Raw genomic sequence first — 25,824 nt, 5'->3', positions numbered from 1 at the left:
CCTCATGGCTGATTTGTCCGCTTTTCCCATCACCACACGCTGGCCTGCCCGGCATCCTGAGCGTATCCAGCTTTATTCATCGCCGACGCCCAATGGTGTGAAAATATCGATTGCTCTTGAGGAGCTGGGGTTGGACTACGAGCCGCATCATATCGACATCGGCAAGGACGAGACCTGGACGCCTGAATTTTTATCACTGAACCCCAATGGCAAGATTCCTTCCATCATCGACCCGAAGGGGCCGAATGGTGAGCCGCTGGCGCTGTTTGAATCGGGCGCCATCCTGCTTTATCTGGCCGAAAAGACCGGCAGGCTTTTACCTTCCGACCCGTCCAGACGCTATGAGACGATCCAGTGGGTGTTCTTCCAGATGGCGGCAATTGGCCCGATGTTTGGACAGCTTGGCTTTTTCCATAAATTTGCCGGTCGCGAGATTGCCGACAAGCGGCCATTGGAGCGCTATCGTGCAGAATCGCGCCGTCTGGTCGGTGTTCTGGAAAGCCGCCTGAACAGCCGTAAATGGATCATGGATGATGAGTACACCATTGCTGATATTTCCATGCTGGGTTGGGTGCGCAATCTGATCGGCTTTTATGAAGCACGCGAACTGGTTGGCTTTGATGATTTCCCGGCGGTCGAGGCATGGCTGGAACGCGGTCTGGCACGGCCTGCCGTACAGGCTGGCTTGAAAATTCCGCAGCGTGCCTGACGAAAGCACAAATGCGGTTAAAATAAAGAGACAGAGTCTTTTGCAGTCAGATTTTGACGGTCGATCAGCGTTGAGACAGGTTTATAACTTTATTGTGTTGTGTGTGCTGGTAGCCTTTGCTGCGGGCTGCACCACATCCATGCGACCCGAAGCCGTACTTTCCGTACCAGCCGCGCCGCAAAAATATGCTTCGCTTGTGGTTGATGCCCGTACCGGCAAGCAGATTTTCGAGATGAATTCGAGCGCGCCACGCCATCCGGCCTCCCTGACCAAGATGATGACGCTTTACATGCTGTTTGAGGCGCTGGAGGCGGGACGTGTGGAAAAGAATGCTGAAATTCCTGTCTCGTCCTATGCCGCTTCGCGCCCTCCCAGCAGGCTTGGCCTGCGTGCCGGTGAGCATATTGATGTAGATACAGCCATTCGTGCGCTGGCAGTACGCTCAGCCAATGATGTGGCAGCCGCTGTGGGTGAGTATCTTGCTGGCAGCGAAGATGGTTTTGCTGTGGCCATGACGGCCAAAGCTCGCCAGCTTGGCATGAAAAATACCACATTTCGCAATGCGTCCGGTCTGCCGGATGAAAACCAGTTGACCACGGCCCGCGATATGGCGGTGCTGGCCATTGCGCTGCGTAATCATTTCCCGCAATATTATCATTATTTTTCAAGCACGAATTTCATGTTCAGGGGCAAGCTGGTGCGCGGGCATAATGACATGCTGGGCCGGGTGCGTGGCGTCGATGGCCTCAAGACCGGCTATATCCGGGCTTCCGGCTTTAACATTGTCACGTCCTACAGTGCTGATGGACGCCGCTACATTGTGGTGGTGATGGGCGCCAATACAGCCCGCGAACGTAATGCCCATGCAGAAGCACTGCTGGAACAGGCCTTGAGTTCCTCAGCCTCCAGAACGCGGGTAACGCTTCATTAAATCATCACGCTTCTTATTGGGCGGAAATAACAATCTGGTCGGTCTTGTCGCTTTTGGGGCGCTCTGTCGGCAATTGTTCTCCCGTGGTAATATAATAAATAGTTTCAGCGATATTGGTTGCATGGTCGCCAATACGCTCAATGTTCTTGGCGCAAAACAGCAAATGTGTGCAGGGCGAGATGTTGCGCGGATTTTCCATCATATAGGTTAAAAGCTCGCGAAACAGCGATGTATACATGGCGTCGATCTGGTCGTCGCGGTCGCGCACAAAGCTGATCGTTTCGACCGAACGTGACGCATAAACGTCGAGCACTTCCTTAAGCTGGGTCAGGGCCAGATGGGCAAATGCCTCCAGCCCGCGATAAAGCGAAGCCAGTTGCAGATTGTCTCCCACCGAAGCCACGCGCTTGGCAATGTTCTTGGCAAGATCGCCGACCCGTTCAAGATCAGCCGAAATGCGGATGACGCCAATCACCTCACGCAGATCGGAAGCCATAGGCTGGCGCTTGCCGATCAATAGAATTGCCTTGTCGTCAACTTCGCGCTGACCCTGATCGAGAGCAAGGTCAGCTTCGATCACTTTGCGTGCAAGATCGGTGTCGCTGGCAACCAGAGCTGCAATGGCTTGCTCGATCATGCGCTCGGCATGACCGCCCATGGCGGCGATGTGTTTTGACAGTTGTTTCAGCTCATCGTCATAGGAGCTGACAATATGCAAGGATTGCATGTGTAAAACCTCCATGGCTGCCCTGCTTTCGCCAGCCTCTTTTCCCTGCCGTTACGCCATTCGCATGACAATTGAATGAAAGATGTAATTTAACCTGGATATTTGTCATGGTTGCATCTGTATTGCGCCCGGCAAAGCCATTTGCGTTCACAAAATGCTCTAAGCTCGGGAGACAGATTTTAGATCATTTTCCATCTGGCGGCAAAATGTTCTAAAAGCCCACCATGTCCAAGCGAATCGCCGGTCCTGAAATTGAACGCCTGATCCAGCTTCTGGCCAAAGTGCCGGGGCTTGGGCCGCGTTCTGCGCGGCGTGCGGCTCTTCATCTCATCAAGAAAAAAGAACAATTGCTGGGACCGCTTGCAAGCGCCATGGGTGAGGCGCTGGACAAGGTGCGCGTCTGCTCTGCCTGCGGCAATGTCGATACAAGCGACCCTTGCATCATCTGCAGTGATCCGCGCCGCGATGGTTCGACCCTGATCGTAGTTGAAGATGTTTCAGACCTGTGGGCGCTGGAGCGGGCTTCAGCTATGAATGTGCGCTATCATGTGCTGGGCGGCACACTTTCCCCGCTCGATGGTGTCGGCCCTGACCAGTTGAACATTCGCTCGCTGGTTGACCGGGTGGCGATGGGCGATGTGAAAGAGGTCATTCTTGCGGTTAACGCTACGGTGGAGGGCCAGACCACAGCCCATTATCTGACCGACCAGCTTTCCGGCTTTGAGGTGAAGGTGACACGCCTTGCCCATGGTGTGCCGGTGGGTGGTGAACTGGATTATCTGGATGAAGGCACGCTGACGGCGGCACTGCGATCGCGGACCTTATTTTGAATTCAAGCGGAAGGCATTTGCCATGAAACGTGGAGCCATTATTTTCCTTGCTGGAATTCTGGCGATGGTTTTGTCTGTTTCAAATATTTTTTCTGCCTCGGTCGATGAACAGTTCCGTGTTTGGCTGGCCAATGATTTATGGCCACAGGCAAAGGCGCAAGGCATTTCAAAAAAGACTTTTGAGGCTGCTTTTGCAGGCGTAAAACCTAATCTCAAACTGCCTGATCTGGTTATGCCGGGTCAAAAGCCAAAAACACCAAAGGCCCAGCATCAGGCTGAATTTGGCGCGCCCGGTGCTTATTTTGCGGAAAAGACGGTTGGGGCGCTTGCGGCTGGCGGACGTAGCCGGTCCCGCACCCATGCCCGCGCATTGCTGGCAGCAGAGCAGCGCTTTGGTGTGCCTGGCTCCATCATACTGGCGATCTGGGGTCGTGAATCCGGTTTTGGCGCTGCCAAAATTCCCCATAATGCCTTTGAAGTGCTTGGCACCAAGGCTTTCATGGCTACCCGCAAGGATATGTTCCGCAAGGAGGTGCTGGCGGCTCTTGCCATGCTTGAGCGTGGTGCTATCAGCCGGGCTGCGATGAAATCTTCATGGGCAGGAGCGCTCGGCCAGCCGCAATTCTTGCCCTCGTCCTTTCTGGAACATGCCGTCGATATGGATGGTGACAGCCGGGCCGACATCTGGAATTCAGTGCCCGACACGCTTGGCTCGATCGCCAATTATCTTGACCATCATGGCTGGCAAAAGGGCCGTGACTGGGGTTTTGAGGTGATTGTTCCTGAAAATGTGTCCTGTGCGCTGGAAGGGCCTGACCGCGGCCAGAAAATCGCGCAATGGGTGCAAATGGGTATAAGGCGGGTCAATGGCAAACCATTTCCGGCACATGAGGCCAGAGCGCAAGGCTTTCTCTTGATGCCTGCCGGACGCAACGGACCGGCCTTTATCGTCACGCCTAATTTTTATGTCCTCAAAGACTATAATATGAGCGATCTTTATGCGCTGTTTATCGGCCATGTCGGTGATCGCATTGCCTATGGCGACAAGAGTTTTGCGGGCCGCTGGGGTGCCCTCGACAAGCTCTACCGTTCTGATATCGCCGCTTTGCAGAAAGCGCTGGAAGGCAAGGGCTATGATGTCGGCGGCGCTGATGGGCTGCCCGGCTTCAAGACACGGCGCTCCATTGGCGACTGGCAGGCAAAAAACGGACGCAAGGCCACTTGTTTTCCCGATGCAGCGCTGGTGCGCACCTTGAAATAATGGTGCACGGGTCTGGCACCTTGCCGCTTGTCTCCTGTACGAATTTGCCTCCCGTTTGAATTCTTATGTAACCGCGAATTCCTCATGCGTGCGCAGGAAGCGCAGAAAATCCTCACCGCCGAGGATCAGGTCGCGTTCCATTGCCGTGCGCGCCTTGGCCGGGTTCTTTTCCCGCAGGGCCGAGATCACATGCTGATGCTCGGTAGCACCGATATATTTGTGCTCGCCTTCCTTGAAGAACACCGTCAGCATCGGCCCCATCGAGACCCACAGGCTTTCGATATGGGCGACCAGCATCTCCATGCCGGAGAGCTGGTAGACGGCGAAATGGAAGTCGCGGTTGTAGCGGAATGCCTGTTCGGGATCGCCGGCGTGATCGACTTCCTTGAACACCGTCTGGATTTCGATCAGCCTGTCGATGTCGCTTTCGGTGGCGTTATCGGCAGCCAGGCTGGTCGCCAGTCCTTCGAGAGCGAGCCGGATCGTGCGAACTTCCATGTAGCGCGCAAGCGTCATTGCCGGAACGGTGACAAAGCGACCCGAGCGCAGTTCCAGCCCGCGCTCGCTGACCAGCCGCTGGCACGCCTCGCGCACCGGGGTGACGCTGGTGCCGAGTTGGTCGGCAAGGTCCTGCATCACCAGCCGCTGGCCGGGCCGGAACTGACCCGCTATCAGCCCTTCACGCAGGGCGATGTAGGCGCGGGCCGAAAGATTGCCTTGTTCGAGCGGCTGGATATTCACGGTCGTTTCCTCTCAATTCTAGAGCATTTTGCAATCAGACGGAATCGTCTGACGTCGCAACAATGCGACTAAAAAAGAAGCTGGAGCAGCGGAAGCCGCGTTCGTCAGAATGCCTGTTGCTCTAGCGTCAGTATCCCCGCACCGATTCTGCAAGGATTAACTTGCATAACAAGGTTAAGCCAGCCTCAAGCCCGGTCCAGCAGCGCCAGCGCCACCTCCTCGATACCGGCGGCGTCGAGCTTGTAGTGGCGGTAGAGATGGGTCGGCGGTCCGATCAGGCTGTATTCGTCCTTGATGCCGTGACGAACCAGCCGCGTGCCGCCGCCCTCCTCAGCCAGAACCTCGGCGACAGCGCCGCCGAGCCCGCCTAGTATCGTGTGTTCCTCGACGGTCAGGATAACCCGCGACCTGCGGGCAGCCGCCATGATCGCCTCGCGATCCAGCGGCTTGATCGTGTGCATGTCGATTAGCCCGACAGAGTGGCCCTTTGCCTGCAAGGCCCGCATTGCTGTGAGTGCTGGATGAACCGGCATGCCGGTGGCGATGATGGTGAGGTCATCGCCGATGTCGTGGATAACGGCCTTGCCGAATTCGAACGGAGCGTCCTTGGCGTAGACCACCGGGTCATGCCCGCGCGAAATGCGGAAATAGATCGGCTGGGCATAGTTCACCGAGGCACGTAGTGCGGCTGCGAATTGCGGCCCGTCGGCGGGCGAAACCACCGTCAGGTCGGCGATGCTGCGCATGATGGCGATGTCTTCCGTGGCATGATGGGAGGTGCCGTAGAAGCCGAGCGAAATGCCGGTGTGATGGCCAATCAGCCGCACTGGTTGGGCGCCATAGGCGACATCCATGCGGATCTGCTCGCAGCACAGCAGCGCCAGGAAAGACGCGAAAGTCGCCACATAGGGTATCACGCCGGTTGTAGCCATGCCGGCGGCAGCCGAAACCATGTTCTGTTCAGATATGCCGAACTGGGTGAAGCGTTCCGGGAAGCGCTGGGCGAACCCGACCAGCCCGTTGGAGTACTGAAGATCGGCGGTACCGGCAACCACCGGATGGCCGGCCTCGGCAAGCTCGATCAGGGTGTCGGACAGGGTCGCCAGCGAAGGTGCACGCTGGTTGAGGGCGCGGTATTGCCAGGAATCGGGGTGAAGGTTGTGGGTCATGCTGCACCTGCGTCGGCAAGAAGGGTTTTTCGCGCGCGTTGTTCGTCGTCGGGCGCCAGATAGCCCAGATGCCAGCCGGGCTCGGTTTCCATATAGTCGATGCCCTTGCCCTTTACGGTCCGGGCGATGATGCAGCACGGCTTGCTGCGGGCGCTGTCGGCCTTGACCCTGCGCAGGAGATTGGCGAGCGCCACCACATCGTGCCCGTCCACCTCATGGACTTCCCAGCCGAAGGCCCGCCATTTCTCGTCGAGCGGTTCGACCGCCGCAACGTCGTCGACCTTGCCGTCGAGCTGGTAGCCGTTGCGGTCGATGATGGCGACCAGCCTGCTGAGGTTGTGGGTGGCGGCACTCATCGCCGCTTCCCAGACCTGCCCCTCCTGCATCTCGCCGTCGCCCAACAGTACGAAGACGTTGAAGTCCTGCTTCTGGAAACGCGCCCCGAGCGCCATGCCGACGCCGTTGGACAGCGCATGGCCGATCGAACCCGAACTGAAATCGACGCCCGGAACCTTGCGCATGTCGGGATGATCGCCGAGCGGACTGCCGAGCCGCGTATAGTCGTCCAGCCATGCCTTGTCGAAGAAGCCGAGATCGGCAAGGATCGGGAACTGGCCCACGGCGGCATGGCCCTTGCCCATCAGGAAACGGTCGCGGTCCGGCCAGCCGGGCTCGCCGTGGCGCAAGGACATTGTGTCATAATAGAGGGTCGAAAAGATTTCCGCGCAGGAAAACACGGAAGAATAGTGCCCGACCTTGGCGATGGAGATCAGCCGGATCGTCTCCAGCCGCACGAACAGCGCCCGCTCGCGCAGCCGTTCGGCCTCTTCCTCCGAAATGGCTCCGTGGTGCGTTGAATTGCTCGGCCATGATGTTGCGCCGGATAACGCCATTCCTGTTCTCCTGTTGGTGTAAGCGAGTTCGATACTCGACAACTTATAACTTATAAGTTACTGGATAAAGCTGTCAGGGACAAGCTCGAACCCGGCAGAAACAGCAAATGCTCCACAGCGCCCGCGTCCATCATCAGGTCTGGCGAACTGGCGGCAGCGTTGCTCTTTGTTAGCCCGGCTCGTTGCCGACCCGTGCCGAATTCCGATAAATCCATTGCACAGGAACAGACCATGTATCCGCAAGTAAGACTTTTCATCGATGGCGCCTGGAGCCCTGCGGCCGATGGCAAGACGCTCGATGTCCTCAATCCGGCGACCGGCCAGGTGCTCGGCCAGGTAGCCTGTGCTGGCAAGGCCGACCTCGACCGTGCGCTTGAAGCCGCGGAGCGCGGCTTCAAGGTCTGGCGCAAGGTCTCCGCTTTCGAGCGCAGCAAAGTGCTGCGTGAGGCGGCGCGGCTGATCCGCGAGCGGGCCGGAACGATTGCCGAGCTTCTGACGCTGGAACAGGGCAAGCCGACCGTCGAAGCGTTGGCCGAGGTCAATGGCTGTGCCGACCTGTTCGACTGGTTCGCGGAGGAGGGCCGCCGCACCTATGGCCGTATCATTCCGGCCAGGGCCGAGGGCGTCTACCAGCTTGCGACCAAGGAGCCGGTCGGTCCGGTCGCCGCCTTCACGCCGTGGAATTTTCCGGTATCGCAAGCCGTGCGCAAGATCGGTGCCGCACTGGCCACCGGCTGCTCCATCATCGTCAAGCCGCCGGAGGAAACGCCTGCCTCGCCAGCCTGCCTTGCCGATATCTTCAAGGAGGCCGGCCTGCCGGACGGCGTGCTTAATCTGGTCTATGGCAATCCGCCGGAGATTTCCGAATATCTCATTCCGCATCCGGTGATCCGCAAGGTGTCGTTCACCGGTTCGGTGCCCGTCGGCAAGCATCTGGCAGCTCTTGCCGGGCAGCACATGAAGCGTGCCACGATGGAACTGGGTGGCCATGCACCGGCAATCGTGTTTGACGATGCCGACGTCGATGCCGCCGCCCGCCTGCTTGCCGCGGCCAAGTTCCGCAATGGCGGCCAGGTCTGCGTGTCGCCGACGCGCTTTCTGGTGCAGGAAAAGTCTTATGCGCAATTCGTCGACAAGCTCGTCGACCATGCCCGCGAGGTCAAGGTGGGTGACGGGCTGGCCGAGGGCACCCATATGGGACCGCTCATCAACGAAAGGCGGTTGCAGGCGGTCGAAGCACTGATTTCGGAAGCGGTGGCGGACGGCGCGACCCTCGAAACCGGCGGCAAGCGGGTCAGCAACAATGGCGCCTTCTTCGAGCCGACAGTGCTGAGCGGCCTTCAGCCCGACATGCGCATCATGAATGAGGAGCCGTTCGGCCCCGTGGCGCTGGTCATGCCGTTCGCCACCTTCGACGAGGTGGTGGCGGAGGCAAATCGCTTGCCCTATGGGCTTGCCGCCTATGCATTCACCCGATCGGTCAAGACCGCCACCGATCTCGGCTCCGAGATCGAAACGGGCATGCTGACCATCAACCATCTCGGCCTGGCGCTGCCCGAAGTTCCGTTTGGCGGGGTGAAGGACAGCGGCTATGGCTCCGAAGGCGGTACGGAGGCGCTGGAAGCCTATCTGGTCACGAAGTTCATCAGCCAGGCGGGCGTTTAGAGCGTTTTGTGAGCACAAATAGCGCCCGTCGGCGATGACAGGATCATTGCCGATGGCCCATTGTGGGTGTAGCGTTCAGGCGAAGATTTCGGGGTGCTTTTCCAGTTGCAGCCGTGTGCGCCTGATATGACCGTAGAGGATAAGCGCCGATTGCTCGGCATCGCGCCGCCGCAGGGCGTCGAGGATGAGACGATGCTCGGCATGGACGGCCGCCATGCCGTCCTGCCCGGCAATCGCGGTGAAGGCGCGCCGGTACTGCTGCGTCGAATTCCAGAAACGGTGGATCATCTGCGTCAGTTGCGGCATGTTCGCGCCCTCGTAGCTGAGCAGGTGGAATTCCCGGTCGAGCCGCAGGAAGTCGTCCGGATCGTTGGTCTGTTCGATCTGGAGGATGAGTTCCTCCATCCGCTCAATCGTCTCGGCAGCGAGGCGGGCGCTGCTTTCGGAGATGGCGAGCGGTTCGAGGCGCTCGCGGACCTTGTAGATCTCGATATACTCGTCACGGTCGAGCTTCGAGACCCAGGCGCCGCTGTTGGGCACCAGGATCATCAGCCCCTCGCTTTCAAGCTGCCGCAAAGCCTCCCGCACCGGGATGCGGCTAATGCCGAATTCCTCGGCCAGTTCTGCCTGGCGCACCCGGCTGCCCGCCTTCAGGCGTCCCGACAGGATCGCCTCGCGCAGTGCATCGGTGATGCGGCCGCTGGCAAGGGCGACGCTGTCGCCGGTATGGTCGGCTCCATTGCCGCGTCGGGCGCTTTTGTCGGGCATGGTCTGTCATCCTCGCATGTCGATGTCAAAAACGATGTTAGAGCCTTCCGGGGCTACAGGGAAACGGAATGCAGCCACGGAACCATGGGAAGTTTCTCGTAGGGGTACTTCATTTTCTAAAATGTATCCATGACTATACAATGATCCATTGGGATAGCCAGATATGCCGGGTATGATCGCCAAATTGTATCCAATATCGCATACAAATATCAGGAGGAGAATATGGTCAGCCAGGAAACCGGCGATTCGGCGGGACGGAACAAACGCGTTTTTCTGGTGACGGGCGGGACGCAGGGCATTGGCGCGGCCTGCGTGGCGCGTCTCGCGGCGGACGGCGCGCAGGTGGTATTCACCGGCCGCGACAAAGAAGCGGCGCAAGCCGTGACGGCTTCCGTTCCGCAAACAGTTTTCGTCGAAGGAGACGTGACCAGCGAAGCGGATTGTCGGCGCGCTGTCGATGCGGCCCTTGAGATCGGCGCGGGCAGGATTGCCGGTCTCGTCAACAATGCGGGCGTCAGCGCGCGGATAGCGTTTGAGGATTCGACACTGGCCGACTGGAACCGGATCGTCAGCGTCAATGCCACCTCGGCCTATCTGTTCACGCGCCATGCGCTGGCGGGCCTGCGTGCGGGCAGGGGTGCGGTGGTGACGGTTTCCTCCATCGCCGGATTGGTCGGCGAGGAGGGGCTTGCCATCTACACCGCCTCCAAGGCGGCGCTTATCGGACTGACGCAGGCGCTGGCGCTGGAATATGGCGCGGAGGTACGGTTCAATGCGGTATGTCCTGGCCAGATCGCCACGCGCATGATGGCGAAGACGCTGGCCATTCCGGGCCGGCGCGAAATGCTGGAAAGCCGCATACCGGCGGCAAGGCTCGGCACGCCGGAAGACGTTGCTGAAGTCGTGGCATGGTTGCTGTCGTCGGCGGCGGGTTTCGTCAACGGCGTGGCGATGAGCGTCGATGGCGGCGAGACGGCTGGCTTCATGACCCCCGAAACGCCTTCGGTCAGCTAAAGCGTGTCGCAATCTTTCAGATTCACGCGACCCGCTTTAAGCTTTTGTTTTTACGCATGTCTTTATCCCGAAACTGGTTCCCAGTTCGGGAGACAGGTTTTAAATCTTCACTACTTTGCCCGGGTTCATGATGCCGTGCGGATCGAGCGTCATCTTGATGCGGCGCATCAGGGCCCGTTCGGTTTTGCTGCGGAAGCGGTCCGCCAGTTCGATCTTGGCCTGGCCAAGGCCGTGCTCGGCGGCGATGGAGCCGCCATGCTGCACGACTGCCTCGTAGACTGCCTGCGAAAGCGCCATTTCGCACCCGTCAAAATCGTCATGGCCTTGCGGCGGCGACAGGTTGAAGTGGATATTACCGTCGCCGAGGTGTCCGAACGGATTGATGCGTACGCCCGGCATGACCGTCTTGGCAGCACGTGAGGCATCGGCGATAAAGGCGGCGATCCGCGCCACCGGAACAGAAACGTCATGCTTGATCTGGCGGCCTTCGAGCCGCTGGCCTTCCGGCATCTCCTCGCGCAGCCGCCAGAAGGCTGCACGCTGGGCCTCGCTTACCGCGATGGTACCGTCCAGCACGTCGCCCTGTTCGAAGGCGGCAGCCAGCGCGTTCTCCAATATGTCGTCGAGGGCGATACCGGGAATGGAACTGGCGATTTCGACAAGGACATAGACCGGCCCCGCCGTTTCGAGCGGTCGCACCAATTCCTCGACATGATCGAGCGCTAGCGACAGCCCGAACTCGCCGAAGAATTCGACAGCGGCCAGAAATTCGCCGGTGCGGGCGCGAAGCAGCGCGCCGACCCGCTGCGCGGCCTCAAAATCCGCCAGTGCCAGCAGTGCGGCAGAGCGTCCGCACGGCGCCGGGAAAAGCCGCAGAACCGCCTTGGTGATAATGCCGAGCGTACCTTCCGCACCGCAGAGAAGGCGACGCAACTGATAACCGGCATTGTCCTTGATCAGGGCGCGTGCGCCGTCCCATATGGTGCCGTCGGGCAGCACCACTTCGAGGCCGAGAACCAGATCCTGCATCATGCCGAAGCGCATGGCATGGCTGCCGCCGGCATTGGTGCCGATCAGGCCGCCGATCTGGGCGCTGCCTTCTGCCCCCAGATGCATCGGGAAGGCGAGGTCCCGGTCGGCGAGCGCCTCATGCAGTGCGCCCAGCACCACACCGGCCTCCACGGTTGCGGTGAAGTCGACCGAATCGACCGACAGGATGCGGTTCATGCGAGCGAGCGAGACGATCACGCTGCCGTCGCCCGTTGCCACCGAGCCGCCATTGAGACCCGTATTGCCGCCCTGTGGCACGACCGGCACGTCATGGGCGGCGCACAGGCGCACGACCGCCGCAACCTCATCGGCCGATGTAGGGCGGGCAAGCCCGAGCGGCGGCTTGCCGTAACGGTTCAACCAGTCACGCGACTGAGCGGCCGCGTCTTCCGGGCCTGTCAGCCACCCACGCTCGCCAAGACATTCCCGCATGGCGGCATCGAAGGATTGCAGGTCTGGCATGGACTTATTTCTCGATGTTGGGGTGCGGGATGCCAATGGATTGCGCGACATGGTCGGCTATCGCCAGGCAGGAGGTCAGGCCCGGGCTTTCGATGCCGAACAGGTTGATCAGACTTTCGATCCCGTGGACTGAGCCGTCCTGGATGACGAAGTCGGCATTGGGCTCGCCTTTCGCCGACAGTTTTGGGCGAATGCCGCTATAGGCTGGCTGCAGGCTGCCATCGGCAAGGGCAGGCCAGTATTTGCGAATCTCGCCATAGAAGCGGTCGGCGCGTGAAGGATCGACCCGGTAGTTGGTTTCGTCCACCCATTCTACATCGGGGCCAAAACGGGCGACGCCATTAAGGTCGAGCGTAAGGTGGACGCCGAGACCGCCCGGTTCGGGCACCGGATAGATCAGCCGCGAAAAAGGCGCACGCCCCGTTACCGAGAAATAATTTCCCTTGGCGTAGTAGAGCGTCGGCACGAAGGCGGCGTCGAGGCCTAGGATCGAGCGGGCCAAGGCGACGGCGCCAAGACCGGCTGCGTTGACGACATGGCGCGCCGCGATCTCAAAACCTTCGCTGCTGCCAGCGTCGAGTGTTTGCAGCACGATCCGGCTGGGCTCTACGCGCCCCGAAACCACGCGCGTGGAAAGGCTGAGCGCTGCCCCGCTGTTTTCCGCATCGCCGAGGAGGGAAAGCATTAAGGCGTGGCTGTCGATAATTCCGGTGGCTGGCGATAAAAGTGCGGCGGTGCAGTGAAGCGCTGGCTCCAGCGCCCGTGCTTCGTCAGCGGTAAGCCGCATAAGGTCGCCGACGCCGTTAGCACTTGCCGCGGCCGTGATAGTTGCCAGCGCCGGTTCCTGTTCCGCGCTGGTGGCGGCGATCAGCTTGCCGCATCGCGCATGTGGCACCCCGCGCTCGCTGCAATAGCGATAGAGCATATCGCGCCCGGCCACGCACAGCCGGGCCTTCAGCGATCCGGCCGGATAATAGATGCCCGCATGGATCACCTCCGAATTGCGCGAACTGGTCTCGGTGCCGATTGCGTCGGCGGCTTCGAGGACCAGCACTTCCAGCCCGCGTTCGGAAAGTTCCCGCGCGATGGCGAGACCGACGACCCCCGCCCCGACGATGATGCAATCGACCTGATCCATGATATGCCGCCTAGTTGCCGGTGCCGTGGCGCGCCGTCAGGCGCTCAAAGATGAGCATGCCGGCGTCGCCGATGTCGCTGGCGATTGCCTGCTCGGCTGCATCGGGGTCGGCGGCCTCGATCGCCTTGAGGATCGCATAATGGTGGTCGATCATGACGCGTCCGCCGAACGGATAGGATTCTGCGATCAGCGGTCCCATCTGTAGCCACAACCGGTTGAGAATGCCGCGCAGCACCGCCATGTCGGCGATCTCGGCCAGGGCGAAATGGAAGGTCTGGTTGAGTTCCAGCGCCTCGACCCAGTCTTTTTGCGCAATGGCGAGTTCGTTGCGCTCAATCAGGCCACGCAGGTGCTCGATGTCCTGAGGACCGGCTTTCAGCACGCTTTCGCGCGCTGCGAGCCCTTCGAGCTTGATGCGGATCTGGCGGATTTCGCGATAGCGCTGCGGTGTAATGACGGGCACGTGGACCTCGCGCGGCGATTTTTGCACCAGTGCCTCGTCCTGGATCAGGCGAAGGATGGCGTCGCGCACGGGCGTTACGCTGGTTCCCAGCGATTGGGCGAGGTCGCGGATGGTAAGCCGCGCATCCGGGGCGAACCGGCCTCTGGATAGTGCCTCGGCAAGGCGCGTATAGACCGTTTCGCCGAGATTTTCTTTCTCGATCGCGTCCAGGCTGAACTGTGGCTGCGTCCGCTCATTCATTCCGGCTGCGCCCCTCAAAACGCCCAATAACGGGCTTGACAATATAACTTATAAGAAACATGATGCATCAAGACAGAAAATGCAAGAGAAGACCTGTACAGCATGGCTTCGCAGCCGTCACGCAGGTCGGATCCCATCGGACGCAAGGCAGGAATCATCATGGACGCTCAACCCAATTCGCTTGAAGCTCGCGACATTCACTATCACCTGCACCCCTATACCGATGCGCGCAAGCATCAGGAAACCGGTCCGGTCATCATCGAAAAGGGCGACGGCATCTATGTCGAGGACAATGCCGGCAACCGCTATATCGAGGCGATGGCAGGGCTGTGGAGTGTCGCAGTCGGCTTTTCCGAGCAGCGTCTGGTCGATGCGGCCGCCCGTCAATTCGCCAAGCTGCCTTACTATCACAGCTTCTCGTCCAAATCGCATTCCCCGCTGGTCGATCTTGCCGAAAAACTCGTCAAGATGGCGCCGGTGCCGATGAGCAAGGCGTTCTTCACCAATTCCGGTTCCGAAGCCAATGATTCGGCCATGAAGATGATCTGGTATCGGTCGAACGCGCTCGGTCAGCCGCAGCGCAAGAAGATCATCAGCCGCCAGCGCGGCTATCATGGCGTGACCATCGCCTCGGCAAGCCTGACCGGCCTTCCCAACAACCAGACTTCCTTTGATCTGCCGATTGCCAATGTGCTGCACACGTCCTCGCCGCACTACTGGCGTGAGGCGCTGCCCGGTGAAGGCGAGGAGCAGTTCTCCACGCGCCTGGCAGACGATCTCGAACAGTTGATTCTGGCCGAGGGGCCGGAGACGATCGCCGCCTTCTTTGGTGAGCCGGTTATGGGTGCCGGGGGCGTGATCGTCCCGCCGGCCGGTTATTGGGAAAAGATCCAGGCAGTGCTTGCCAAATACGACATTCTGCTGGTCGCCGACGAGGTGATCTGCGGATTCGGCCGCACTGGCAACATGTTCGGGTCGCAGACCTTCAATATGCGGCCCGACATCATGGTCATGTCGAAGCAGATTTCGTCGTCCTACCAGCCGATCTCGGCGTTGATGATCAACGAGCGCGTCTTTGAGCCCCTGGCCGACGAAAGCAACCGTATCGGCACGTTCGGCCACGGCTTCACCTGCGGCGGTCATCCGGTGGCGGCGGCGGTTGCGCTGGAAAACCTGAATATCATCGAGGAACGCGATCTCGTCGGCAATGCGCGCCGGGTCGGCGGCCATATGCAGGAGCGTCTGGGCGAACTCGCCTCGCACGACCTTGTCGGCGAGGTGCGGGGCGTTGGCATGATCGCGGCGATCGAGCTCGTCGGCGACAAGGCGACCAAGGCGCCATGGGGCAAAGCTGGCGCGCTGGGTGCGCTGGTCAATGACCTGCTGCGTCAGAACGGCGTCATCTCCCGCAATATGGGCGATGCGCTGGCCTTCTGCCCGCCGCTCATCATCACCGAGGCGCAGGTGGATACCCTCGTCGACGTGGTCAAGCGTGCGCTCGACGCCGCTGCCGTCCAGGTCAAAGGCTGACGCGGCGCTCGCGGCAGCTTTCAGGTCGAGTCTTGATGGCGCTTTATCTTGACACATAACATATATGATGTACGTTGCATCGCGCAGATTGTATTTGCCAAGAAACGTCGACTGGATACATAATCACCTTCAGTATGCCATTGCCTGCCCTTTTCAGGAGGACGGTATCTGCATTGGATACAATAGCGCGATCTGGATCGGGGTGATCGATCGGCGTTACCACCAACTGTAACCGCCCGGAGGGGGCGGTTTGTTCAACCATATGGGAGATTGTTCGGATGAACGGGTTCAAGAAAGCGTTGGTTCTGGCTCTTTCGGCCACGATGATGTCGGCAGCGGCGGCGCAGGCCGCCGACTAGTGGCCCTTCAAGATCGCCTCCGCCAAGGATGGCGACCTGAATAACGTTCAGGAGATCGAATATACGCCGCTCGAAAAGGCGGAGAAGCCGTGGAATCTGTGCGTGCTCTTCCCACATCTGCAGGACAGCTACTGGGTTTCCGTCAATTACGGCATCATCGAGGAAGCCAAGCGCCTTGGCGTGAAGGTCACCGTGTTCCAGGCGGGCGGTTATACCGCGCTGCCCAAGCAGATTTCGCAATATGACGACTGCGTGGCCTCGGGCGCCGACGCTATTCTGATCTCGCCCATCTCCGAAGCCGGTGTCGCCGCCAAGATCGGCGAAGGCATGGCCAAGAACATCGTCAATGTCGCTGTCGCCAACCCGATTCTGGAGACGCCGATCACCGCGCGCATCACCCCCGATTTCTACCAGAAGGGCTTCCAGACCGGCGAATACGTCAAGAAATATCTGGGTGACAAGCAGGGTACGGCCGTTGCCTTCCCCGGCCCGCAGGGAAGCGGCTGGGCCGAGACCTATATGGACGGTTTCCGCGACAGCACCAAGACCGGCAACATAGATCTGCTTGCGGAAATGTTCGGCGAAGCAAGCGTTCCCGCCCAGTTGCAGCTTGTCGAGGATGCGCTCCAGACCTATCCGGACGTCAATGTCATCTGGGGCGGCGCGCCGACCGCCGAGGCGGCCATTGGCGCCGTTGCTGATGCCGGCCTTAGCGACATCACCATCATATCGTCCTATGAGAACCAGACCATGCTGAAAGCGGTCAAGGATGGCTCGGTGCTCGGCTTCGCCACCGAATATCCGGTCATCATGGGCCGCGTCGGTGTCGATCTCGCCGTGCGCGCACTTGAGAAGAAGGACTATGAGAAAGTCCTTCTGGTTGCCCCGGGTATCGTCACCAAGGACAATGTCGAGGAGATCGACACCACACAGATCTTTGCGCCGGATGGATACAGGCCGGAATTCTCGGTCAAGTAAGTAAACTGACGGGCCGACAGGCCCGTCTTCCCAGCCGTTTCCACGTCGCGATACTCTCAAGTCTGGCCGCCTCCGTCGAGGCGGTCGGATTCCCCTGGCGGCGATTTTGAGCGTTGTAACAAGATGCTGCAAGTTTCAGGAATGACGAAGAGGTTCCGCGGGATCGTCGCGCTGGACAAGGTCGATTTCTCGCTGGAAAAAGGTGAAGTGCACGCGCTGCTCGGCGAAAACGGCGCCGGCAAATCGACGCTTATCAATCTTATCGCCGGCACTTTTCCATGGACCGAAGGGGCCTATAGTGTCCATGGTCATTCACTTTCTCACCTGACGCCGCAGGTTGCGCGGGAAATCGGCATCGCCGCCGTGTTTCAGGAATTCAGCCTGGTGCCCGACCTGACGGTGCTGGAAAATCTTTTCCTCGGCCGTGAACAGTCGCGCGGGCCGTTCCTCAAGCGCAGCGATATGCGCCGCGCGGCTGGCGAACTCCTCGACGAACTCGGCTTTCATGTGCCGTTGGACGAGACGGTGGCCTTTCTTTCCCGAGCCCAGAAGCAGATGGTCGAGATCGCCAAGGCGCTGCGCACGCATCCGCAGGTGCTGATCCTCGACGAGCCGACCGCATCGCTGACAGACGGTGAGGCGGAGAAGTTGTTTGACGCGATGGCGAGGCTCAAGGCCCGAGGCGTCGGTATCATCTACGTCTCGCACCGGATGAGTGAAATTCGCAACCTTTCCGACCGGGTCACCGTCCTTCGCGGCGGCAAGAAAATCGGCACTGTGACGACAGCCGACATCTCCGACGAAGGGCTGATCGAGATGATGGTCGGCCGCCCTGTCGATCAGCTCTTCCCGAAGATTGAACACAAGCCCGGCGATATCCGGCTTGAAATCGCCGATCTGACGACGGCAGGCGGCACGGTGATCGACGCCTCATTCGTGGCAAGGGCCGGTGAGGTGGTCGGCTTCGCCGGACTGGTCGGCTGCGGTCGCAGTGAACTGTGCCGCGCCGTATTCGGCCTTGAACCGATTACATCCGGCACCGTGAAATTGCGCGACAAGGTCGTCGAGCGGCCGTCGCCGTCGGCGATGCTGGCTGACAAGGTCTGCTATTTCCCGGCCGATCGCGGCTCGGAAGGCCTGGCGCTGATCCGCTCGGTGCGTGAAAACACGACCATGAGTTCGCTCGGCCTGCCATCGCTTTCGACCGGTCCCTTCCTGAAATTCTGGCGCGAACGCGATGTGATCAGAAAACCGCTGACGGACCTTGCTTTGCGGCCAATGGCGCTGGAGAGCAAGGTTTCCGCCTTTTCCGGCGGCAACCAGCAGAAGGTGATGCTGGCGCGCGGCCTGATGCAGCCCTTCGACGTCTATCTTTTCGACGAGCCGACCGTCGGCATCGACGTCGGCGCCAAGGTTGACGTCTACAATCTTATCAAGGAACTTGTCGAGGGCGGCGCCTGCGTCATCGTTTCTACCTCGGAACTGCCCGAACTGATCAATCTGGCCTCGCGCATCTATGTCATGCACGAAGGCAGGATCGTGGCCGAACTGGGTGAGAATGAACGCTCGGAGGCACAGATATTGCCCCATTATTTTGGGGGAACGGCATGAATACAAACGTCAAATCCGCAACCGGGACCAGTGCGGAAAAGCCGGTGATCCTCAATCGAACCGGGATTTCCCATGCCGGCCGCCTCGACCGCTTCCTGAAGCAGGGGGGTGTGGTCATCACCTTCCTTGTCCTGGCTGTCGTGGTAACCGCGCTGATCGAGCCGCGCTTCCTGAACCGGATCAATCTGCTCAATGTCATGCGCAATTTTGGCCTTCTGCTGATCCCGTCGCTGGCGCAGATGCTGGTCATGACTGCCGGTGGCTTCGACCTGTCGGTGGGCGCCGTGGTGGCGATAGCCTCGGTGGTTTCCGCCACCGTCATGTTCATCGCCATCCCCTTCTTTCCAGGCATGGAATGGGTGGCGATCCTGCTTGCGCTGGTGGCGGTCATCGGCGTGGGCATCATCGTCGGCTCGGTCAATGCGGGGCTGGTGGCCTATTTTAGCCTGTCGCCGTTCATGGTGACGCTTGCCATGATGTCCGTGCTGGTGGGTATCACCCTCTACTTCACGCAAGGCATACCAATCTACGGGGTCGCCGATTCCTTCATCGCCACTGTCGGGCGCGGCCAGATATTCGGCCTGCCGGTGATCCTCTGTATCGGGCTTGCCATTCTCGCCGCCTGCATCGTCATGCAGCGTTTCACCCCCCTTGGCCGTCACATCTATGCGGTTGGCAGCGACCTGCGCTCGGCCCGCCTCTCCGGCGTCGCCACGGGACGAACACTGATGGTGGCCTATGCGCTCGCCGGTGTGCTTGCCGCCTTCACCGGCTTTCTGATGACGGCGCGGCTCGGGTCGGGCCAGCCGACCATCGGCGGCACGCTGGCGCTGGAAACCATCGCTGCGGCGGTCATTGGCGGCGTATCCCTGCGCGGTGGGGTCGGCCGGGCCGAGCATGTGGCGATGGCGGCACTTTTCCTGGCGGTCATCGCCAATGCGATGAACCTTACCCAGGTTGACAGCAAGTTCCAGACGCTGGTGCTGGGCGCGGTGCTCATCGCCGCACTCGCCCTCGAACGGCTTCTTCTGCAGAGGCGCAAGGCATGAACCAGACATCCACAACAATCACCGCCGGTGCACCATCAAAGCCTTCCTATATGGAAATGCTGCTGGCAATCCGCCTGCCGCTGGCGATCGTGGTGACGCTTGTGCTGTTTGGCCTGTTCGAGCCACGCATCCTGTCGCCCGGGAACCTGCTCAATGTCGCCGTGCAGGCAAGCTATCTGGCCATCTTCGCCATGGCGCAGACCGTCGTCATCCTGACGCGCGGCTTCGACCTGTCGCTCGGCTTTACCGTTTCGCTGGTCTCCGTGGTCGCCTCCATGGCCATGGTCGCGATGGGCGGCGGCGACGCCTCCATCGTCTTTGGTATCGGCGCGGGCGTGCTTGTCGCCTTCCTGATCGGCCTCGCCAACGGCCTGATCATTGCCGGTATCGGCGTCAACCCGCTGGTGGTGACGCTTGGCATGGCCAATATCGTGATGGCCTTTGCCTCCACCGTCAGCGGCGGCTTTCCGGTGACCGGCCTGCCGCCGAACTTCACCGTCATCTTTGCACAGGCTGAGTTCCTGTCCATTCCAGCTCCGATCTGGATTACCGGGCTGATCTTCTTCCTGCTGCTCCTGACACTCAAGGCGACGCGCTTCGGCCGCAGCCTGTATATCATCGGCGCCAACCCGAAAGCGGCGGTTGCTGCCGGCATCCGCACCATGCCTGTGCTGACGGCCGCCTATGTGCTGTGCGCCGGGCTGACAGCACTTGGTGCATTGCTGTTGACCGCCCGCACCAGCTCGGGTGAGCCCACCCTTGGCGGCAATCTCACGCTGGAGGCTATTGCGGCGGCAGTGGTCGGCGGCGTGCGCCTGTCGGGCGGCGAAGGCGGCGTTGGCGCGGCCCTGCTCGGTGCACTGTTCATCACCGTGCTCTCCAACGGCATGAATCTTGTCCATATTGACGGCTATATCCAGCAGATATGTCTGGGCGTCATCATCATCGTCAGCCTGATCGTCAGCCACGACCACGTCAGGCGCTGAAACATCTCAAAAGACCCGTTTCGAGGAAAATTATGGCATATCAGGTTTGCATCGACATTGGCGGAACGTTCACCGACTGCCTCGTCTCGAGCGCCAACGGCGAAATCTCCATCTTCAAGTCACCGACCACACCGGGTGAGTTTGAGAAGGGCTTCATCAATGTCCTCAAGGTGGCGGCCGAAGGTTATGGCGTCACCGCAACCGACTTCATGAAGCAGATCGACCTGATCGTGCATGGCTCCACAATTTCGACCAACGCGCTGGTGGAACGCAAGACAGCCAAGGTCGGCCTTGTCCTGACCGCCGGTCATCAGGACATTCTCGTACTTCGCGAAGGCCCGCGCAAAGGCGCCTTCCAGTGGCGGCTCGACTATCCCGAACCTTACGTGCCGCGCCACCTGACCAAGACGGTTGGTGGCCGCATAGACGCGCGCGGTCGTGAACTTGTTGCGCTGTCCCTCGATGACGTCCGCAAGATTGCGGAAGAATTTCGCGCCCTCAAGGTGGAGGCGGTGGCCGTCGGGCTGTTGTGGTCCGTGGTCAACCCCGCGCATGAGCTTGCGGTGAAGGAGATTCTCGAAAAAGAGCTTCCTGGCGTTCCGATCACGCTCAGCCACGAGATCAACCCGATGCCGCGCGAATACAAGCGCATCATTGCCGCCGCAATTGACGCATCCATCAATCCGATCGTTCGCACCTATATCGAGAAGCTGACGGTAGCGCTCGATGACGAGGGTTTCGATGGCGAGCTTTTGCTGGCTAACTGTGTCGGCGGCATGATGCCGGTGGCCGACATGATCCGCAAGCCGATCTACAGCGTCATGTCCGGCCCGACACTGGCGCCGATGGCGGCGCTCGCCCTTTCCGACGAGCCCGACATCATCGTTGGCGACATGGGTGGCACCACCTTTGACGTCTCGGCGCTGCGTGACCACCAGATCATCGTAACGCCCGACAGCATGATCCACGACGATTCGCTGGGCATCCCCAAGGTCGATGTCCGCTCCGTCGGCGCGGGCGGTGGCTCGATCGCCTTCGTTGACGAGGGTGGTCTGCTTCAGGTCGGCCCACGCAGCGCTGGCGCCCGGCCGGGCCCGGCCTGCTACGGCAATGGCGGCACCGAGCCGACCGTGACCGACGCTAATGTCGTCCTCGGCATCGTCGACCCGGACTATTTCCTCGGCGGCAAGATGAGGCTTCGCCGCGATCTGGCGCTGGCCGCCGTCGGCAAGGTGGCCTCGCGCCTTGGCATCTCGCCGGAGGCGGCGGCCTATGCCATCTACACCACCTCCAACCACAACATGGTTGCGGCAATCGAGGAGATCACCGTGCGCGAGGGCATCAACCCACGCGACAGCTTCTTCGTTTGCGGCGGCGGCGCGACCGCCATCCACATCGCCGAAATGGCCGATATTCTGGGGCTCAAGCGCTATATGATCCCGCGCTTCATGGCTGGCCTGAGCGCCTTTGGCGGGCTGATCTCCGATCTTCGCAACGAAGAAAGCGCGGTTCTTTTGACCTCCGACGCCGATTTCAACCTCGAAGGTGTCAACGAGGCGCTGGTCAAGCTCAGGCAGGCAGGCGACAGCTTCCTTGCCGAAGCCGGTGTGGCGCCTGATGACCGCCGCTTCGAACTGGCCTTCCTTGGCCGCTACGAATACCAGTCTTTCGAGATCGAGGTGCCTTTCGAAACGACGAATGGTGCGCTTTCAGCCGACGACCTGCCCGGGCTTGTCGAGGCTTTCCACAAGATGCATGAGCGGATCTATTCCATTCGCGCCGACAATGACGTCGTCGAGTTCACGGCGTGGAAGCTGCGCGCCATTGGCAAACGTGCAGGCCAGGACATCTGGCAGAAGAAAATGCTCACCGCCCACAAGGGTGAGGTTGAGCCAAAGACGAAGCGCGGTGTCTATAATCAGGAACGGCAGCGCGTCGAGGACCTGCCGGTCTATGAAATGGTCGATCTGGGCTCTGGCGCCCGTGTCGTCGGCCCCTGCCTCGTCGAGGCCGAAACGTTCACCGCTTATCTTAAGGACCAGCACGAGGGCGAAATCGACCGTTACGGCAATCTCGTCGTCACCGTCGCCTGAACAAACGCCTGAACAAAACGAGCGCAAGAGGGAATGAGTCCCATGGACACTGCCAACAAATCCGAGCTCCACGCCGCAGGCCGGCGGGTAGACCCCTTCCTGATGTCGGTTCTGAAGAGCCGCTTCGAAGCCATCGTGCGTGAAATGACGCTGGTGGTCATGCGGGCCAGCCGCTCCGCCGTCATCAAGAATGCGCGCGACTTTTCCTGCGCCATTCTGACCTACGATCACAAGCTGGTTTCGGTCGAGGATGCGCTGCCTATCCACGTCATGTCGATGGACATGGCGACAAGGCCGCTGACCGAACTGTTCGACGATATCGCTGCTGGCGACATCTTCCTCAACAACTGTCCTTATACTGGCGGCACGCATCATGCCGACCTGATCATGGCGATGCCGGTTTTCCTTGAGGGTGAGCCGCTGTTCTGGGTCGTTGCGCTATCGCACCATGCCGATACCGGCGCACCGGTGCCCTCGACCTACCTGCCTTTCGCCAAGAACATCTTTGAGGAAGGCCTGCACTTCCCCTGCGTGCGCGTCGCTGAAAATTACAAGGAGAAGAAGGACATTCTGCGCATCGGCTCGATGCGCAACCGCGTGCCGGACATGTGGTTGGGGGACGTCAGCGCACAGATCGGCGCCTGCCGCACCGGCGAGCGCCGGATCGGTGAATTGCTGGCGCGCTACGGTCGCGACACGATCCTCGGCTTTGTCGAGGACTGGTTCGACTATGGTGCGCGCTGCGCCAAGGCGGCGATCGCCAAACTGCCGGCTGGTTCCTACAGCTACGAAACGCGCCACGATCCGGTGCCGGGCGTCGCCGACGAGGGCATTCCCGTTCGCGTGACCATCGAAGTCGATCCCGACAAGGGCGAAATCCTGGTCGATATCCGCGACAACATTGACAACGTGCCCGGCGGCCTGAACCTGTCGGAAAACACGGCGACCGGTTCCTGCCGTATCGGCGTCTTTAACAATCTCGACGAGAGCATCCCTCATAATGAGGGCGCGAAGTCGCAGATCAAAGTGGTGATGCGCGAGGGCGCGGTTGTTGGCAAGCCGAAATATCCGGTCGGCACGTCGGTTGCTACCACCAATGTCAACGACCGGCTGATGATCGCCAGCAACTGCGTATTTTCCCGCATGGGCGCGCCCTATGGTCAGGCTGAGAGTGGTTCGCACCTGCCCGCTGGCGTTGGCGTTATCTCCGGTCAGGATCCATTCAAGAACGGCAAGTCCTACGTCAACCAGGTCTTCGTCGGCTATGCTGGCGGCGGCGCCCGTCAGGGTTATGATGGCTGGCTTACCTATTGTGGCCCGGCCAATGCTGGCCTGATCCAGCTCGATTCGGTCGAGGTGGACGAATCCATGTATCCCATCATTATCGAACGTCGCGGCGTCATGCCCGGCTCGCAAGGCTTCGGCGAGTATGAAGGCGCGCCGACGACCGGCGGCGTCTTCTATCCGCTGGACCACGACATGACCATCGTCTACGCCGCCGACGGAACCAGCTTTCCGCCGCGCGGCGTGCTTGGCGGCGGCGATGGCGGCAAGAGCGAAACCATCAGGCTCGCAGGAGACGAAAGGGTCGTGCTGCCAGCCTTCAGCGAAGAGACGATCAAGGCCGGCACCAAGATCGAGTTTTCCGCCTGCGGCGGCGGCGGCTATGGCGACCCGCTAAAGCGCGACCCCAAGCGGGTTGCCGCAACCGTCAACCGGGGCTGGCTGAGCCGCGAGGATGCGCAAGCTGTCTACAAGGTGGTGCTGAAGGACGCCGACGAACCGGGACTGCTGGTCGTCGACGAGGCCCGCACGGCCGCGCTCAGGGCAGCCTGAGCACACTTTTGGGAAGGCGGGAAACCGCCTCCCTCATGGCACTCGGTAAAGGGAGGCGGGACATGCCGGATGCAGGAGAAGCTGTGCGTGATGGAGGCAGGCAGGCCAAGGCAAGGTTGCGCCTCGTGGATGCCGGTCTGCTCGTCTTCGCCGCTGCGATTTATGGCGGCATCTTTCCTGTCAACCGTCTGGCAGCCGAAGCGCTGTGGCCGCCCATGGGCTTTGCCTTCGCGCAATCGCTGCTGGCCGGGCTTGTCCTGGCGGGTGCGGCAATGGCGGCGCGTGGCGGCTTTGCCGCTTCGGCAGCGCATCTGCGGGCCTATCTGGTCATGGGCGGGCTGGTGGTCGGCTTGCCGATTGGCATTCTGGTTGCCGCCGCGCAGCATCTTGATGCTTCGGTGCTGACACTGGTGCTGTGCCTGTCGCCGATCCTCACACTTTTCATCGGCGCGCTGGCGGGTTTGGAGCGTTTCGACCGCCGCACCTTTGCAGGCATGTTGCTTGGCGCGGCAGGTGTGGCGGTGATCGCACTGCCGGATGCTGGCGTCGTCGGAGACGGTGGCGTGTTCTGGTTCCTTGTCGCGCTTTCCGCCCCGGTGATGTTCGCCACCGCCAATATTTGCGCCAAATGGCTGCGTCCGGAGGGAGCATCGTCAATGACGATGGCCGCCGGCACACTGCTTGGCGCGGCGGTCGTGGCAGGTGTCGTCATGCTGGCGCTGGGCAGCCCGGTACTGCCCGCAGCGGATGCGGCTGGCGGGCTTTTGCCGATTATCCTGGCCACCGCAATCAATGCCGTGTTCTTCTGGCTGTTCTTCGAACTGGTCGCGCGCATCGGACCGGCGCGGTTTTCGCTGTTCAACTATCTGGCGGTCGCAGCCGGTATCCTGTGGAGCCTTGTCGCCTTTCAGGAAAAACCGGCATCGCTGTTCTGGGTCGCACTTCTGCTGATGGTCGCCGCCATGTATCTGGCGCTGTCGCGAACGCCGCGTTAGAGCGCCGTGCGTCCAATCGGACGCACAAAGGACGCTCTAACACTTTGAATGAGCATCGGAATAATCCGAAAACCGATTCCACTTTTCGGTCCGATGCTCTAGGGTCGAGACTCAATCATGACCACCATATGCAGATAGCGGCCAAGTAGCATGTTGCTGCGAAGTTGACTGCAAGCTTGTCATATCTTGTGGCAATGCGTCTCCAGTCCTTGAGGCGGCAGAATGTGCGCTCGATGATGTTTCTGCGCTTGTATGCTTGGGCATCGAAGGGCTGGATATTCTTTCGGGTTGGATTGTTGGGGATCACCGGCTCGGTGCCTCGCGCG

23 protein-coding genes are annotated in these 25,824 nt (G+C 60.5%); 14 read left to right on the top strand and 9 right to left on the bottom strand.

The window, feature by feature from the left end; genetic code table 11:
* Positions 1-4: 4 nt before the first annotated feature.
* Positions 5-709 carry a glutathione S-transferase family protein gene (locus ACFPLB_RS16840; RefSeq protein WP_378231817.1) on the top strand — a complete coding sequence of 235 codons (705 nt, stop codon included), beginning with the start codon at positions 5-7 and terminating at the stop codon, positions 707-709.
* A gap of 103 nt (positions 710-812) precedes the next feature.
* Positions 813-1,640, top strand: coding sequence for a D-alanyl-D-alanine carboxypeptidase family protein (locus ACFPLB_RS16835; protein WP_378232000.1), 828 nt, complete (start codon positions 813-815; stop codon positions 1,638-1,640).
* Positions 1,641-1,653: 13 nt separating this feature from the next.
* Here the strand turns inward: ACFPLB_RS16835 and phoU are convergent, their stop codons facing one another.
* Entirely contained in the window at positions 1,654-2,367 is a 714-nt protein-coding gene (gene phoU / locus ACFPLB_RS16830; protein WP_378231815.1) for a phosphate signaling complex protein PhoU, read from the bottom strand.
* 224 nt (positions 2,368-2,591) lie between these two features.
* On the opposite strand from phoU, the gene recR reads away from it, so the two are divergent.
* Positions 2,592-3,197, top strand: a complete 606-nt coding sequence (gene recR / locus ACFPLB_RS16825; RefSeq protein ID WP_378231813.1) for a recombination mediator RecR — start codon at positions 2,592-2,594, stop codon at positions 3,195-3,197.
* Between the two features lie 64 nt (positions 3,198-3,261).
* Complete coding sequence (locus tag ACFPLB_RS16820) at positions 3,262-4,458, top strand: lytic murein transglycosylase (protein WP_378231998.1); 1,197 nt, start codon at positions 3,262-3,264, stop codon at positions 4,456-4,458.
* Between the two features lie 63 nt (positions 4,459-4,521).
* Here the strand turns inward: ACFPLB_RS16820 and ACFPLB_RS16815 are convergent, their stop codons facing one another.
* From ACFPLB_RS16815 to ACFPLB_RS16805, 3 genes are all read right to left on the bottom strand, one after another.
* Positions 4,522-5,199 carry a GntR family transcriptional regulator gene (locus ACFPLB_RS16815; protein WP_378231811.1) on the bottom strand — a complete coding sequence of 226 codons (678 nt, stop codon included), beginning with the start codon at positions 5,197-5,199 and terminating at the stop codon, positions 4,522-4,524.
* 185 nt (positions 5,200-5,384) lie between these two features.
* Positions 5,385-6,368: a transketolase family protein gene (locus ACFPLB_RS16810; protein ID WP_378231810.1), complete on the bottom strand. Its 984-nt coding sequence runs from the start codon at positions 6,366-6,368 to the stop codon at positions 5,385-5,387.
* Positions 6,365-7,261, bottom strand: a complete 897-nt coding sequence (locus tag ACFPLB_RS16805) for a transketolase (protein ID WP_378231808.1) — start codon at positions 7,259-7,261, stop codon at positions 6,365-6,367. The genes ACFPLB_RS16810 and ACFPLB_RS16805 overlap by 4 nt, the downstream gene beginning before the upstream one ends.
* 231 nt (positions 7,262-7,492) lie before the next feature.
* On the opposite strand from ACFPLB_RS16805, the gene ACFPLB_RS16800 reads away from it, so the two are divergent.
* Positions 7,493-8,926, top strand: coding sequence for an NAD-dependent succinate-semialdehyde dehydrogenase (locus ACFPLB_RS16800; RefSeq protein ID WP_378231806.1), 1,434 nt, complete (start codon positions 7,493-7,495; stop codon positions 8,924-8,926).
* Between the two features lie 75 nt (positions 8,927-9,001).
* On the opposite strand, the gene ACFPLB_RS16795 is transcribed toward ACFPLB_RS16800, so the two are convergent.
* On the bottom strand, positions 9,002-9,694 hold the full coding sequence (locus tag ACFPLB_RS16795; RefSeq protein ID WP_378231804.1) for a GntR family transcriptional regulator: 693 nt from the start codon (positions 9,692-9,694) through the stop codon (positions 9,002-9,004).
* A 276-nt stretch (positions 9,695-9,970) separates the two neighbouring features.
* Here ACFPLB_RS16795 and ACFPLB_RS16790 point away from each other — a divergent pair, with 276 nt between their 5' ends.
* Entirely contained in the window at positions 9,971-10,708 is a 738-nt protein-coding gene (locus tag ACFPLB_RS16790) for an SDR family NAD(P)-dependent oxidoreductase (protein WP_378231802.1), read from the top strand.
* A gap of 99 nt (positions 10,709-10,807) precedes the next feature.
* Here ACFPLB_RS16790 and ACFPLB_RS16785 read toward each other — a convergent pair whose 3' ends face one another.
* The 3 genes from ACFPLB_RS16785 to ACFPLB_RS16775 are packed head-to-tail and all read right to left on the bottom strand — an operon-like array spanning position 10,808 to position 14,061.
* On the bottom strand, positions 10,808-12,220 hold the full coding sequence (locus ACFPLB_RS16785; protein ID WP_378231800.1) for an FAD-binding oxidoreductase: 1,413 nt from the start codon (positions 12,218-12,220) through the stop codon (positions 10,808-10,810).
* 4 nt (positions 12,221-12,224) lie between these two features.
* Positions 12,225-13,358, bottom strand: coding sequence for an NAD(P)/FAD-dependent oxidoreductase (locus tag ACFPLB_RS16780; RefSeq protein ID WP_378231798.1), 1,134 nt, complete (start codon positions 13,356-13,358; stop codon positions 12,225-12,227).
* A gap of 10 nt (positions 13,359-13,368) precedes the next feature.
* Entirely contained in the window at positions 13,369-14,061 is a 693-nt protein-coding gene (locus ACFPLB_RS16775; RefSeq protein ID WP_378231795.1) for a GntR family transcriptional regulator, read from the bottom strand.
* 159 nt (positions 14,062-14,220) lie between these two features.
* On the opposite strand from ACFPLB_RS16775, the gene ACFPLB_RS16770 reads away from it, so the two are divergent.
* From ACFPLB_RS16770 to ACFPLB_RS16735, 8 genes are all read left to right on the top strand, one after another.
* Entirely contained in the window at positions 14,221-15,591 is a 1,371-nt protein-coding gene (locus ACFPLB_RS16770) for an aspartate aminotransferase family protein (RefSeq protein ID WP_378231793.1), read from the top strand.
* A 371-nt stretch (positions 15,592-15,962) separates the two neighbouring features.
* The gene (torT, locus tag ACFPLB_RS16765; protein ID WP_378231996.1) at positions 15,963-16,928 is read left to right on the top strand and encodes a TMAO reductase system periplasmic protein TorT; all 966 of its coding nucleotides are present in this window, start codon (positions 15,963-15,965) and stop codon (positions 16,926-16,928) included.
* Positions 16,929-17,069: 141 nt separating this feature from the next.
* Positions 17,070-18,539 (top strand): sugar ABC transporter ATP-binding protein, encoded by a 1,470-nt coding sequence (locus tag ACFPLB_RS16760; protein WP_378231792.1) that lies wholly within the window; start codon positions 17,070-17,072, stop codon positions 18,537-18,539.
* Positions 18,536-19,588 (top strand): ABC transporter permease, encoded by a 1,053-nt coding sequence (locus tag ACFPLB_RS16755; protein ID WP_378231790.1) that lies wholly within the window; start codon positions 18,536-18,538, stop codon positions 19,586-19,588. Before ACFPLB_RS16760 ends, ACFPLB_RS16755 begins: the two co-directional genes overlap by 4 nt.
* Positions 19,585-20,574: an ABC transporter permease gene (locus tag ACFPLB_RS16750; RefSeq protein ID WP_378231788.1), complete on the top strand. Its 990-nt coding sequence runs from the start codon at positions 19,585-19,587 to the stop codon at positions 20,572-20,574. Before ACFPLB_RS16755 ends, ACFPLB_RS16750 begins: the two co-directional genes overlap by 4 nt.
* A gap of 32 nt (positions 20,575-20,606) precedes the next feature.
* Positions 20,607-22,667 (top strand): hydantoinase/oxoprolinase family protein, encoded by a 2,061-nt coding sequence (locus tag ACFPLB_RS16745; protein WP_378231786.1) that lies wholly within the window; start codon positions 20,607-20,609, stop codon positions 22,665-22,667.
* A gap of 42 nt (positions 22,668-22,709) precedes the next feature.
* Complete coding sequence (locus ACFPLB_RS16740; protein ID WP_378231783.1) at positions 22,710-24,503, top strand: hydantoinase B/oxoprolinase family protein; 1,794 nt, start codon at positions 22,710-22,712, stop codon at positions 24,501-24,503.
* Between the two features lie 62 nt (positions 24,504-24,565).
* On the top strand, positions 24,566-25,498 hold the full coding sequence (locus tag ACFPLB_RS16735; protein WP_378231781.1) for a DMT family transporter: 933 nt from the start codon (positions 24,566-24,568) through the stop codon (positions 25,496-25,498).
* Positions 25,499-25,613: 115 nt separating this feature from the next.
* Here the strand turns inward: ACFPLB_RS16735 and ACFPLB_RS16730 are convergent.
* Positions 25,614-25,824 (bottom strand): transposase (locus ACFPLB_RS16730; protein WP_378231778.1); only part of this gene is annotated, 211 nt, incomplete at its 5' end.

It is taken from the genome of Aquamicrobium segne (assembly GCF_042656785.1).
GTDB classification, from domain to species: Bacteria; Pseudomonadota; Alphaproteobacteria; order Rhizobiales; family Rhizobiaceae; genus Mesorhizobium; species Mesorhizobium segne.
Note: the sequence above shows the minus strand (reverse complement) of the source record. Positions and strands in the feature narration are given on the sequence as shown.

Bases quoted from the DNA above. Each gene is read 5' to 3' on its own strand.
- ACFPLB_RS16740 (WP_378231783.1), top strand. From the start codon at position 22,710: ATGGACACTGCCAACAAATCCGAGCTCCACGCCGCAGGCCGGCGGGTA.
- ACFPLB_RS16805 (WP_378231808.1), bottom strand. From the start codon at position 7,261: ATGGCGTTATCCGGCGCAACATCATGGCCGAGCAATTCAACGCACCAC.
- ACFPLB_RS16745 (WP_378231786.1), top strand. From the start codon at position 20,607: ATGGCATATCAGGTTTGCATCGACATTGGCGGAACGTTCACCGACTGC.
- ACFPLB_RS16750 (WP_378231788.1), top strand. From the start codon at position 19,585: ATGAACCAGACATCCACAACAATCACCGCCGGTGCACCATCAAAGCCT.
- ACFPLB_RS16735 (WP_378231781.1), top strand. From the start codon at position 24,566: ATGCCGGATGCAGGAGAAGCTGTGCGTGATGGAGGCAGGCAGGCCAAG.
- phoU (WP_378231815.1), bottom strand. From the start codon at position 2,367: ATGCAATCCTTGCATATTGTCAGCTCCTATGACGATGAGCTGAAACAA.
- recR (WP_378231813.1), top strand. From the start codon at position 2,592: ATGTCCAAGCGAATCGCCGGTCCTGAAATTGAACGCCTGATCCAGCTT.
- ACFPLB_RS16760 (WP_378231792.1), top strand. From the start codon at position 17,070: ATGACGAAGAGGTTCCGCGGGATCGTCGCGCTGGACAAGGTCGATTTC.
- ACFPLB_RS16775 (WP_378231795.1), bottom strand. From the start codon at position 14,061: ATGAATGAGCGGACGCAGCCACAGTTCAGCCTGGACGCGATCGAGAAA.
- ACFPLB_RS16820 (WP_378231998.1), top strand. From the start codon at position 3,262: ATGGTTTTGTCTGTTTCAAATATTTTTTCTGCCTCGGTCGATGAACAG.
- ACFPLB_RS16755 (WP_378231790.1), top strand. From the start codon at position 18,536: ATGAATACAAACGTCAAATCCGCAACCGGGACCAGTGCGGAAAAGCCG.
- ACFPLB_RS16840 (WP_378231817.1), top strand. From the start codon at position 5: ATGGCTGATTTGTCCGCTTTTCCCATCACCACACGCTGGCCTGCCCGG.
- ACFPLB_RS16770 (WP_378231793.1), top strand. From the start codon at position 14,221: ATGGACGCTCAACCCAATTCGCTTGAAGCTCGCGACATTCACTATCAC.
- ACFPLB_RS16800 (WP_378231806.1), top strand. From the start codon at position 7,493: ATGTATCCGCAAGTAAGACTTTTCATCGATGGCGCCTGGAGCCCTGCG.
- ACFPLB_RS16785 (WP_378231800.1), bottom strand. From the start codon at position 12,220: ATGCCAGACCTGCAATCCTTCGATGCCGCCATGCGGGAATGTCTTGGC.
- ACFPLB_RS16780 (WP_378231798.1), bottom strand. From the start codon at position 13,358: ATGGATCAGGTCGATTGCATCATCGTCGGGGCGGGGGTCGTCGGTCTC.
- ACFPLB_RS16795 (WP_378231804.1), bottom strand. From the start codon at position 9,694: ATGCCCGACAAAAGCGCCCGACGCGGCAATGGAGCCGACCATACCGGC.
- ACFPLB_RS16810 (WP_378231810.1), bottom strand. From the start codon at position 6,368: ATGACCCACAACCTTCACCCCGATTCCTGGCAATACCGCGCCCTCAAC.